Origin of the sequence: Cryobacterium breve (assembly GCF_004402375.1) — a bacterium.
Classification (GTDB): domain Bacteria; phylum Actinomycetota; class Actinomycetes; order Actinomycetales; family Microbacteriaceae; genus Cryobacterium; species Cryobacterium breve.
The window spans coordinates 119,314-130,341 of sequence record NZ_SOGJ01000012.1 but is presented as its reverse complement, the minus strand read 5'-3'; the positions used below and the strand labels follow the sequence as shown (position 1 = coordinate 130,341).

Sequence of the window (11,028 nt, the reverse complement as noted above, 5' to 3'; positions counted from 1 at the left end):
GGGCGAGGCCCCGCCGGGCAGGGGCGGCCGGCGGGGGAGCGCGGCTCCGGAACCGTGCTCGCGGTCGGGGTGCTCGGCGCGGTCCTGCTGTTCACGGCGATGCTCCTGCCGCTGTTCGCGGCGCTGGCGGTCCGCCAGTCGGTGCAGGGGGCCACGGATGCCGCGGCCCTCGCCGCCGCCGACACGGCCTCGGGGCGTGTGGCAGGCGTTCCCTGCGCGGCGGCGGCCGAGGCGGCGAGGCTCAATGGGGCATCCGTCACCGGGTGCACGGTGGAGGGGCTGATCGTGTCGGTGACGGCGGTGCGCGGCTACCTTGGGTTCGAGCTGGGTGCCCGAGCGAGGGCGGGTCCTCCGGGATCGGATAGCGGCACGCCCGGTGCGGGCGCCGCGCCGGGCGTGCCGACTGCACCCGGCGCGGCCCAGGGCCCGCCCGGCTGACCGAGGGTTAGGAGGGCTAGTCGAGGAGGGCCTCGACGTAGCGGTAGTCGACGGCGGTGGGCCGGTCGGGTACGTCGGCGGAGCCGAATTCCAGGCCGGCGCCGCGCAGATAGAGGTAGCGCTTGTTGCCATCGACCGGGATCTCGAGTCGCGGCCGAGGATCGCCGGACTCAAGGAACTCCGTGGTCACTGTCTTTCCTTCGAGGGGGCCGTCCGTGAGCTTCGCGGTGTACGTGCCCGTTGCTGAATTCGCCATGCTCCAATTGTCCCCGCCATCGCATACCTGGCAACCCCTGGCGGCGTCGGCCGGAGCGCTCGATTAGGTAGGCACCATATTGCAGTGTGTATGGTGTGCCATGGCCCACTTGGACCCGTACCTATAAAGAGGAGTCTGGTGCCAGGCACTAAGAAGCTGGTCATTGTCGAATCGCCGACGAAGATGAAGTCGATCGCCGCCTATCTGGGCGACGGCTACGAGGTCTTGTCCTCGGTCGGCCATATTCGCGACTTGATTGAGCCCAAAAATTTGCCGCCCGAACTGAAAAAGGGCCCGCTGGGCAAGTTCTCGGTCGACGTGGACAACGGCTTCGAGCCGTACTACGTCGTGTCCGATGCCAAGAAGAAGACCGTGGCCGAACTCAAGCGGGCCATGAAGAACGCCGACGAACTCCTGCTCGCAACTGATGAGGACCGCGAAGGCGAGGCCATCGCCTGGCACCTGCTGCAGGTCCTGCAGCCCAAGGTCCCGGTCAAGCGCATGGTCTTCCACGAGATCACCAAGGAAGCCATCCTTCAGGCGAAGGACAACACCCGCGACCTCGACACTGCCCTCGTCGACGCGCAAGAGACCCGGCGCATCCTCGACCGCATCTACGGCTACGAGATTTCCCCAGTGCTCTGGCGCAAGGTCGGCCCCGGCCTGTCCGCCGGCCGCGTGCAGTCCGCCGCCACCCGCCTCGTCGTCGAGCGCGAACGCGAGCGCCTCGCGTTCGTGTCGGCCGGCTACTGGGACCTGATCGCCCAGCTCGCGCCCGGTGCGTCGGCGACGGATGCCGCGTTCCAGTCCAAGCTCGTTCGTCTGAACGGGGAGCGCATCGCCTCCGGCGGCGACTTCGACGACCTCGGCCGGCTCAAGCCGAAGGTGTCCGCGGTCACCCTCGACGAGGCATCCGCCCTTGCCCTGGCCACCGCCCTGAAGGAACCGTCCGTCGCGCTGACCGTGACAAAGGTGGCCTCCAAGCCCTACCGTCGCAGCCCGGCCGCGCCGTTCACCACTTCGACCCTGCAGCAGGAGGCAGCGCGCAAACTGCGCTTCACGGCCCGGCAGACCATGAGCGTGGCGCAGTCGCTCTACGAAAACGGTTACATCACCTATATGCGTACCGACTCGCCGTCGCTGTCGCAGCAGGCGATCACCGCCGCACGCACCCAGGCATCCGCTCTCTACGGCCCCGAAACGGTGCCTGACAAGCCCCGCCTCTACAAAGGCAAGAGCAAGAACGCCCAGGAGGCGCACGAAGCGATCCGCCCGTCCGGTGACACGTTCCGCACCCCGGCGAGCCTCGCATCCACACTTCGAGGCAACGACTTCAAGCTGTACGACCTGATCTGGAAGCGCACTGTCGCCTCCCAGATGGCCGATGCGACCGGGTCGACAGCATCGGTGACCATCGCGGCCGGGCCGACCGGCGCATCCGTGCACCCCGCGGCCTCCGGTGCTCTCGCCGAGTTCGCCGCCAGTGGCACGGTGATCACGTTCCGCGGGTTCATGCTCGCCTATGAGGAGTCCCGCGACGAGGAGCGCAACGCGCCCACCGACGCCACCGAGTCCAAGCTGCCGCCGCTCGAAGAGGGTCAGAAGCTGACCTTGCTCGACGTGGAGGCCAAAGGTCACGAGACCACTCCTGCCGCCCGCTACACCGAGGCCAGCCTGGTCAAGAAGCTCGAAGAACTCGGCATCGGCCGTCCGTCGACGTACGCGTCGATCATCTCCACCATCACCGAGCGGGGCTACGTCACGCCTCGCGGCCAGTCACTCGTGCCCAACTGGATCGCTTTCTCGGTCGTGCGCCTGCTCGAGGAATACTTCTCCGACCTGGTCGAATACGACTTCACCGCCGAGATGGAGGACGACCTCGACCGGATCGCCGACGGCAAGGCCGACCGGGTGGACTGGCTGACCAGCTTCTACTTCGGCTCCGACAAACACCGCGGCCTGCGCCAGGTCATCGACAATCTGGGCGAGATCGACGCCCGCAGCGTCAACTCGATGCCCATCGGCGACGACATCACCTTGCGCATCGGCAAATACGGTCCCTATCTCGAGGTCATCGACCCCGATGCTGCAGCGGATGCCCCGCCGCGCCGCGTGAATATCCCGCCGAACCTGGCCCCCGATGAGCTGACCCCGGCGAAGGCCCGCGAACTCATCGACGCGCCAGTCATCACCGACCGGGTGATTGGCATCAACCCCGACAACGGCAAGCGCATTGTGGCCAAGGACGGCCGGTTCGGACCCTACGTCACCGAGCTGGAGCCTGAGCCCGAGGTCGTCGAACCCGGCGAGACCATCGACCCGCTCACGGGTGAGGTTACGCTGCTCGCCGACTCGGCCGCCGCCGAGGTAGCCGCGACGACGACGGCCGCCGCCGTCGCGAAGCCCAAGCGCAAGGCCCCGGCCAAGAAGGTCGCCGCAGTCAAGCCCCGCACGGCCTCCCTGTTCAAGACCATGGACCTCGCCACGATCGACCTCGATACGGCGCTACACCTGCTCGCCCTGCCGCGCGTGGTCGGCATCGACCCGGAGACGAGTGCGGAGATCACGGCGCAGAACGGAAAGTTCGGTCCCTATCTCAAGAAGGGCGTCGACACCCGGTCGCTCACCAGCGAAGACCAGATCTTCGAGATTGACCTGGCCGGCGCGGTCGAACTGTATGCGCAGCCCAAGTACGGCGCCCGGCGGGCGTCGAGCGCGCTCAAGGAATTCGAGGCCCCCGACCCGGAGAGCGGCAAGGCCATCAAGATCAAGGACGGCCGGTTCGGCGCTTACGTCACCGACGGAGTCACCAACGCCACTATCCCGAAGGCCGAAACGGTGGAGGAGGTCGACTTCGACCGCGCGGTGCAGCTGCTCGCGGACAAGCGCGCCAAGGGTCCGGCCGTGAAGAAGGCTCCGGCGAAGAAGGCTGCAGTCAAGAAGGCTCCGGCGAAGAAGGCTGCAGTCAAGAAGGCTCCGGCGAAGAAGGCTGCAGTGAAGAAACCGACCCCGTCGGGCGCGACCACGACCGTGCGCGCCCAGCGCACCCCAGCCCAGAAGGCCGCGACGGCCGCGAAGGCTGCGGCGACCCGGGCTGCCACTGCGGCCGCGAAGTCGGCACAGGGCTCGTCGCAGTCGTGAGCGGTGCAGCAGGAGTAGCACCCGCTGGACTCTTCATCACCCTTGAGGGAGGTGACGGTTCCGGCAAGACCACCCAGTCGCAGCTGCTCACCGATTGGCTCGAACAGCGCGGGCGCACCGTATTGCGCACGCGCGAGCCCGGCGGCACCGAGGTCGGCATCGCGATCCGTGAGATCGTGCTGCACCACCGCGGCGAGATCGCGCCGCGCGCCGAGGCGCTGCTCTACGCCGCCGACCGGGCACAGCATGTGGCCACCGCGGTGCGGCCGGCGCTTGCCCGTGGCGACGTGGTGGTCCAGGACCGCTACCTCGACTCATCCGTCGCCTACCAGGGTGCCGGCCGTGTGCTCGACGGCACCGAGGTTCGCAACCTGTCGCTGTGGGCGGCGGAGGGGCTGCTGCCGCGGCTGACCATTCTGCTCGACCTCGACGAGAGTGCCGCGCGCGGCCGGCTCGACGCGGCGAACAAGCGTTTCGATCGGCTCGAGGCGGAGAAGAGCGACTTCCACGGCCGGGTGCGCGACGCGTTCCTTGCCCTGGCCGCCGCCGAGCCGGAGCGCTTCCTGATCGTGGATGCAGCGCTGCCGGTGGAGCAGATCGCCGCCGTCATCCGCGACCGGGTCGCGGCGCTGCTCTGAGCCGCGCGGGCTGACCTGCTGCTGAGCGCCATCCGCCCGCCGTACCTGCCCGGCGTCAACAGCTCCCGGTGCGTGTCCCCAACGAATTCGACGGGGATTTTGCCCGTGAATACCGTTTTCGGCCCCAAACCGGTCGTTTTGGGCAAAAATCTCCGTCGAATCGGTTCGACGGTCCGGGATGCTGCGGTCCGGGATGCTGCGGTTCCGGGGTGCTCCGACTTCCGGGCGCTGCGGCTCCAAGCTCACTGTCACCGACGAAAGGTACGCTGGTCCGATGACTGTGTGGGATGGCCTGACAGGTCAAGCGGATGCGATCGCGATCTTCCGCGCGGCGGCCGAGCGGCCCGCCGACGGAGACCCCGAGGCGCGCGCCGGGTCCGCGATGACCCACGCCTGGCTGATCACCGGGCCGCCCGGCTCGGGCCGTTCCAACCTCGCGTTCGCCTTCGCGACCGCCCTGCTCAGCCCCGGCACCGAGGCCGGTGACGAGAACGCCCGCCGCCTTGTCGACGCTCGCACTCACCCCGACCTGACCGTGCTCTCCACCGAGGGCGTCATCATCAAGATGGACGCGGTCAAAGAGGCCGTGAAACGCTCGCAGTACTCGCCGTCGGTGGGACGCTACCGCGTGGTCGTCGTCGAAGACGCCGACCGCATGGTGGAGCGCACCTCCAACGTTCTGCTCAAGGCCCTCGAAGAGCCGCCGGAACGCACCGTGTGGATCCTGTGCGCCCCGAGCGAGGCCGACCTGCTGCCCACCATCCGGTCCCGGGTTCGGTCGGTGCGGCTGCGCGTGCCGAGCGTCGACGACGTTGCCGAGCTGCTCGTTGCCCGGGACGGCGTCGACCGGGCCACCGCGGAACGAGCAGCGCGTGAGGCGCAGAGCCACATCGGCATGGCCCGCCGCCTGGCCACGAACCCCGAAGCGCGTGCGCGACGCGAGGAGACCCTTCGGGCGGCCCTCGGCATCCGTGGGGTGTCGGCGGCCGTGAATGCCGCCGCCAGGCTGCTCGCCATCGCCGGCGACGACGCGAAGGCGATCACCCTCGAACGCGACGCCGCCGAGCGCGAGGGAGTGCTGCGCTCCCTGGGCGTCGAGCCGGGCCAGTCGGTGCCGCCCGGCCTGCGCGGCCAGATCAAGGCCCTGGAAGACGACCAGAAGCGGCGCGCCACCCGCAGCCTGCGCGACGGGATCGACCGCATCCTGGTGGACCTCACCTCGCTCTACCGGGACGTGATCATGGTGCAGCTCGGCCGCGAGACCAGTGTGATCAACCGGGAACTCCTCACGGAGGTGCGCGCAGCGGGAGCCGTCTGCGCACCCGCGGCCACCCTGTTCACTCTGGATGCGATCGCCCAGGCCCGGCAGCGAATCGAATCGAACGTGGCGCCGGCGCTGGCCCTCGAGGCCATGCTCGTGTCGGCGATCCGCCGATGACGTGGTGTGCAGGTCGGCCGCAGAGGCCGCCCGCTGAACGTTCAGCTGAGAGAAAGAGAACCCGTTGACCAGACGAACTCGCTTGAGCACCCTGTCGGTGCGAGCCCGGGCCACGGCCATGGCCCTGGTGCTCACGATGGCGCTGAGCGGCTGCGTATCGCTGTTTCTGCCGCAGCAGGCCCAATCCACCTCGGTTCCCACCGGGGAGAAGGTCAGCGCCGACCTCGAACCGTTCTACGACCAGGTGCTCAAGTGGAAGGACTGCGGCTCCGGGCTGCAGTGCACCACGGCCTCCGCGCCACTCGACTGGGCCGACCCAGGCAGTGGCGACACGGTAGACCTGGCCCTGGTGCGGCATCCTGCCACGGGCAGCCGGGTCGGCTCCCTGCTCGTGAACCCCGGTGGCCCCGGTGGCTCTGGCTACGACTTCGTCAAGGATTCCCTCGACTATGCAACGGATGCGAAGCTGCAGGCCGGTTTTGACGTCGTCGGCTTCGACCCGCGTGGGGTGGGCCGTTCCTCGGCGGTGAGCTGCTACGAACCAGCCGAAATGGACGAGTACCTCTACGGCCTCCCGGCCACGCAGCGCGGCAGCGACGCCTGGATCCAGGAGTTGGCCGCCGCCGCTGCGGACTTTGGCGCCGCCTGTCAGCAGAACACCGGCGCGCTGCTCGGGCACGTGGACAGCATCAGTGCCGCCCGCGACCTCGACCTGCTGCGCGCGGCACTCGGCGACGAGAAGCTCAACTTCCTCGGCTACTCCTACGGCACGTTCCTCGGCGCGACCTACGCCGACCTCTACCCGGACCGGGTCGGCCGACTCGCCCTCGACGGCGCGCTCGACCCGGCCACCACGAACGCCGACGTCACCCGGGTTCAGGCCACCGGATTCGAGAACGCCCTGCGCTCCTATCTCACCGACTGCCTGGCAGGGGAGGAGTGCCCCTTCGACGGCACCGTCGACGACGCCATGAACACCATCGGCGCCCTGTTGGCCTCGGTCGACGTGAGCCCGATCTCGGCCACCGACGGTCGCCGACTTGGCGCGAATTCGCTGCTCACCGCGATCATCTACCCGCTCTACCAGGCCGCCGCGTGGCCGAACCTGAGCGAGATGTTCGATAGCGTGCTGCGCGGCGACGCCGACCTGGCCTTCCAGTTCGCGGACGGCTACAACGGCCGCTCCGCCGACGGCACCTACAGCGACAACGCGACCGAGGCGTTCATGGCCATCAACTGCGTCGACTACAGCTACAACGACGATCCGGCGTCCATGCGCGCGCAGGCCGCCGAGATCGAACTGGCGGCCCCGACCATTGGCAAGTACATGGCCTACGGCGACATCGGCTGTGCGAACTGGCCCTATAAATTCGAGGGTGAGCGCACCGCCATCGCGGCCGAAGGGGCCGACCCGATCCTGGTCATCGGCACCACGAACGACCCGGCCACGCCCTACGTGTGGGCCGAGAACCTCTCGGAGCAGCTCGACAGCGGCCAGCTCGTCACCTACACGGGTGAGGGGCACACCGCCTACAACAAATCGAACGCCTGCGTGAACTCAGCCGTCGACGACTACCTCCTGAAGGGCACGGTGCCGACCGCCGACCCCAAGTGCTGAGCATCCGTCTGACTGCAGATTTGCGCACTGTGTAAGAATTGAGGCATGTCGGTGCATCACGAAGAACCGGGCCTGCGCGAACGCAAGCGGCTCGCCACGCGTCGTGCAATTCAGCGTGCCGTGCTCACGCTCTCCTGCCAGCGGGGCCTCGAGAAGGTCACCGTGGAGGAGATCAGCCGGGAGGCCGACGTTTCGCCGCGCACCTTCTTCAACTATTTTTCCTCCAAGGATGCCGCGCTCGTCGGCGACGAACTCGACCTCGCCTCCGAGCCGCAGATCGATGCCTTCGTGCACGGCGGACCCGAGGGGGACATGCTGGCCCAGTTGGCCATGCTGCTCTCGGACAGCCTCCGGAGCACCGAGGGTGACCGGGAGATCCACCAGCTGCGCCGCCAGCTGATGAAGGAGAACCCCTATCTGTTCGGGATGCGGATGGCCACCCTGCGCAATTTCGAAGGCCGGCTGCAGGAGATCATCACTCGCCGCTTCGTCGCCGACCACCCGAAACTCGGCGCCGACTCGGTGCAGCTGCAACAGCGCGCACTGCTTTTCACCCTGGTGGCCGTGGCCGCACTGCGCCACGCCTGGCGATGCTGGGCCGACTCGGATGTGACCCGGCCCCTGGCAGAGCACGTCACAGCATCCTTTGCCGACCTGTACGAGATGACGCTCAAGACCGGCTAAGCTTGGTAGCTGTGTCACCGAGGTTTTCCGAGAGGAAGAATCGTGACGCCGCCTTAGCTCAGTCGGTAGAGCGTCTCACTCGTAATGAGAAGGTCATCAGTTCGATTCTGATAGGCGGCTCCATATAAACACTGGCATCCGGGGGCATCGGATGGCGGGCCCCCGGTGGAGATGCACCTTATGCTGCACCCTATGGTTCCGAAGAGGATCAACGCCGGCGTCGACGCGCCGCAGCTTGTGCTGAGCGCACGACGTCGACGATCTGCAAATTTAGGGCGTCGCAGAGTGCATCGAGCTGGTCGACGTCGAGCACGCGCTCCCCGCGCAGGTGCTTTGACATCTGCGACTGAGAGATTCCGACGGCCGCGCCGAGCGCCTTTTGCGACACGAAGTCGGACCGGTTGAACTCGCGGCGCAGGATCTCGGCGACGGCGACTGACAGCGGCCCAGGCTGAGTTGTTCCTCCGGACGGCACTGCTCGAAACTATCGCGCCCAGTGCGCAACACCTGTTTCCATCGCGCGGAGAGTTCATTTGAACTACGCTCGAAGTATGGAGAAGCGGCAACGTCGCCTTCTGGTGGCGGACTCGGTAAATACTGAGATCGCCCGTCAAGGGTGGACGCGCGAGCGCCTCGCCGGGTCTTTGGGTGTACCGCTGGCTTCGTTCGAAAGAATGCTCTCAGGCGACACGGCAATCGACGTTGACACACTGGATGAGATCGCAGCCGCTCTTGGAGTTGCCATCGACTCGCTTCTCGGAGCGGAATAGCGGTTTCCCCAGGCCGCAGGGGATCGGGGTTCAGTTGTCTATTATCGTTTTGGATTCAGCAGTGGTTGAGGCAGCGGCAAGGGGGATTGGGATCACCGATCGTGAGGGTCTCGATGCGCACCTCGGCGTGGATATCTCGCTCCCCGTTACCATGCTGATGGTGGCAACAATCCTGAGCAGGCTGCCGGTCACCCTCGACAACGCGTTCAGTGCTACGCGGGCCGAGCCGGTGTCTCCTGCTTGTCACGGCCGGCGATAGGCTCAAGCCAACAATGGGGGAACCATGAAACTTGTCCTGATCGCCTGTGCGAGTGCGCTGTTGTTGCTCACCGGGTGCACGTCGGCGGCCGATAGCGCCAGGGACAAGGCGGCCGAGGCGCTCCACGTCCGGGAGCAGATGTGGGAAGCGGACGGCCACGATGAACCGTTGCCGGACATTAGCGAAGAGGGTGTGGCGACGAACGTCAGCGACCTCTACGACTCGACAGATGACATCCTGATGAACGGAAGCACGGACGCTGCCTGCGATTCGCTCGGAACGTCGTGGGATTTGCTGAGCCAGACAGACATGCCCGATGAGGAGCAGCAGGGTTACCTCAATGTCATGCTGGATGATCTGTCGCAAGCATATTCTGCGTGCGGTGACGGCCGGTGGAAGGACGCGATTCCCCGCGTTGCCAACATCAATCTGATGACGGAGCAGTACCTGAGCCGCTACTGAATTCGACGGGCCTCTCGCGGGTGGCGGCGCCAGGTCATACATTCCCGGGCATGGATGACCTCGCATGGATCGACCCCCCGCATTGCCCAGCATGCCTGACTGTTTGCGCACCGGGCGGAACGACGACGCATCCCTATTGGGTGTGCCCGTCGTGCCGAACTGCGGTACTCACGCGCTGAGCGAGGTCCCGCCACCCGCGGCGGGGGAGGGTCGCGGAGTCGGGTGAGGGAAGGCTATGGCGCCGAGCACGGTGGGCGCGAGCATGCCGCCGATAGACTCCCGATATCGAACAGGGGAACCATGAAGCTGCGCGCCGTCGCCATCACCGCAACCGTTCTACTGCTGGCCGGGTGCTCAGCGGAACCGAGCGAGATCGCCGTGGACACAACGGCCACGGCGGCACCCACACCCACCATCAGCCCCACCCCCACGTGGTCACCGACGCCATGGCCGACAGATATCCCCTCAGTCGTGGAAGCACCCGCCGCGGCGGCAACACCGGCCGACGCATCCGACGCAAGCTACGACGACGCGGTATTCCTCGCAGCCCTCGGCACGATAGACCCAGGCCTAGCCCGCGAGCGATCACTAGGCCGCGCTGCAAACGTCTGCCTGGACATCGAGGACGGGAAGGACAGCACGACGATCATCCTGAACATGGAAGCACGGTTCGAAGGCGGCACGGTGCCGAACCTCTCCGGCGGGCAACTCGCCTCGCTGCTCAGCCTGATCAAGACCACCTGTGACTAGCTGACAGGACCGCGGCGTACACTCCCCGGCATGGATGACGACCTCGACACCATAGATCCGCCGCACTGCCCGAACTGCTTGACGAGCTGCGTGGCCGGCGGCACGACCACCCACCCGTACTGGGTGTGCCCGTCGTGCCGCACTGCGGTACTCACGCGATAACCACGAGTGCGTGAAACCTCAGGCCTAACTTGGGCCGAACCAGACCTGCAGTACCGTGGCCAAGCGTCGCGCGCGTCCTCAGTTGGCGGAGAGGTCCATTACGTCGGCGCGAGTCCCATTAGGGGGCCCGTGGGTGTGCAAGCTGGCGGCACGAGCGCAGTAGGGTTGGGGAACTATGGCGAGAAAGGATCAAGTAGCTGCGAATGAGCGCCGCGCACGGCGCGCGGTTGCAGCCATCCCGCCCAGCGAGCTGTGGGACCCTCCTCCGGTAGAGGAGTGCGAGCAGTCCGTCGTTCCTGTCCAGCTCGATGAGCTCAGTCGGATCACCATGCGTCGGGTTGAGTGGAACGGTCAACTTGTCAGCTACGCCGTGATCTACACTGAGCGTAACGGTTCCGGCAATTGGCAAGAG

At 66.9% G+C, this 11,028-nt stretch carries 11 protein-coding genes and 1 tRNA gene; 10 read left to right on the top strand and 2 right to left on the bottom strand.

The window, feature by feature from the left end; genetic code table 11:
* On the top strand, window positions 1-438 hold a 438-nt coding region (locus tag E3O65_RS05580; RefSeq protein WP_277870774.1), incomplete at its 5' end, for an Rv3654c family TadE-like protein.
* A gap of 16 nt (window positions 439-454) precedes the next feature.
* Here E3O65_RS05580 and E3O65_RS05575 read toward each other — a convergent pair.
* Window positions 455-694 (bottom strand): hypothetical protein, encoded by a 240-nt coding sequence (locus tag E3O65_RS05575; RefSeq protein WP_134362746.1) that lies wholly within the window; start codon window positions 692-694, stop codon window positions 455-457.
* A gap of 138 nt (window positions 695-832) precedes the next feature.
* Between E3O65_RS05575 and topA the strand changes: the two genes are divergently transcribed.
* The 6 genes from topA to E3O65_RS05545 all read left to right on the top strand — a co-directional run bounded on the left by topA (window position 833) and on the right by E3O65_RS05545 (window position 8,336).
* A complete protein-coding gene (gene topA, locus E3O65_RS05570) occupies window positions 833-3,835 on the top strand; it encodes a type I DNA topoisomerase (protein ID WP_134362745.1) in 3,003 nt (1,000 codons plus the stop codon).
* Window positions 3,832-4,473, top strand: a complete 642-nt coding sequence (gene tmk / locus E3O65_RS05565; protein WP_134362744.1) for a dTMP kinase — start codon at window positions 3,832-3,834, stop codon at window positions 4,471-4,473. The genes topA and tmk overlap by 4 nt, the downstream gene beginning before the upstream one ends.
* A 274-nt stretch (window positions 4,474-4,747) precedes the next feature.
* A complete protein-coding gene (locus E3O65_RS05560) occupies window positions 4,748-5,911 on the top strand; it encodes a DNA polymerase III subunit delta' (RefSeq protein ID WP_134362743.1) in 1,164 nt (387 codons plus the stop codon).
* 118 nt (window positions 5,912-6,029) lie between these two features.
* Window positions 6,030-7,529 (top strand): alpha/beta hydrolase, encoded by a 1,500-nt coding sequence (locus tag E3O65_RS05555; RefSeq protein WP_134362760.1) that lies wholly within the window; start codon window positions 6,030-6,032, stop codon window positions 7,527-7,529.
* A 45-nt stretch (window positions 7,530-7,574) separates the two neighbouring features.
* Entirely contained in the window at window positions 7,575-8,213 is a 639-nt protein-coding gene (locus tag E3O65_RS16970; protein ID WP_198411705.1) for a TetR/AcrR family transcriptional regulator, read from the top strand.
* 47 nt (window positions 8,214-8,260) lie between these two features.
* Window positions 8,261-8,336 (top strand) — tRNA-Thr (locus E3O65_RS05545).
* 85 nt (window positions 8,337-8,421) lie between these two features.
* On the opposite strand, the gene E3O65_RS05540 is transcribed toward E3O65_RS05545, so the two are convergent.
* Window positions 8,422-8,688 (bottom strand): helix-turn-helix domain-containing protein, encoded by a 267-nt coding sequence (locus tag E3O65_RS05540; protein WP_134362742.1) that lies wholly within the window; start codon window positions 8,686-8,688, stop codon window positions 8,422-8,424.
* A 76-nt stretch (window positions 8,689-8,764) separates the two neighbouring features.
* Between E3O65_RS05540 and E3O65_RS17555 the strand changes: the two genes are divergently transcribed.
* The 3 genes from E3O65_RS17555 to E3O65_RS05525 all read left to right on the top strand — a co-directional run bounded on the left by E3O65_RS17555 (window position 8,765) and on the right by E3O65_RS05525 (window position 10,454).
* On the top strand, window positions 8,765-8,983 hold the full coding sequence (locus E3O65_RS17555) for a helix-turn-helix domain-containing protein (RefSeq protein WP_134362741.1): 219 nt from the start codon (window positions 8,765-8,767) through the stop codon (window positions 8,981-8,983).
* Between the two features lie 283 nt (window positions 8,984-9,266).
* Window positions 9,267-9,704, top strand: a complete 438-nt coding sequence (locus tag E3O65_RS05530) for a hypothetical protein (RefSeq protein WP_134362740.1) — start codon at window positions 9,267-9,269, stop codon at window positions 9,702-9,704.
* A gap of 300 nt (window positions 9,705-10,004) precedes the next feature.
* A complete protein-coding gene (locus tag E3O65_RS05525) occupies window positions 10,005-10,454 on the top strand; it encodes a hypothetical protein (protein WP_134362739.1) in 450 nt (149 codons plus the stop codon).
* The last annotated feature ends 574 nt before the right edge of the window (window positions 10,455-11,028 follow it).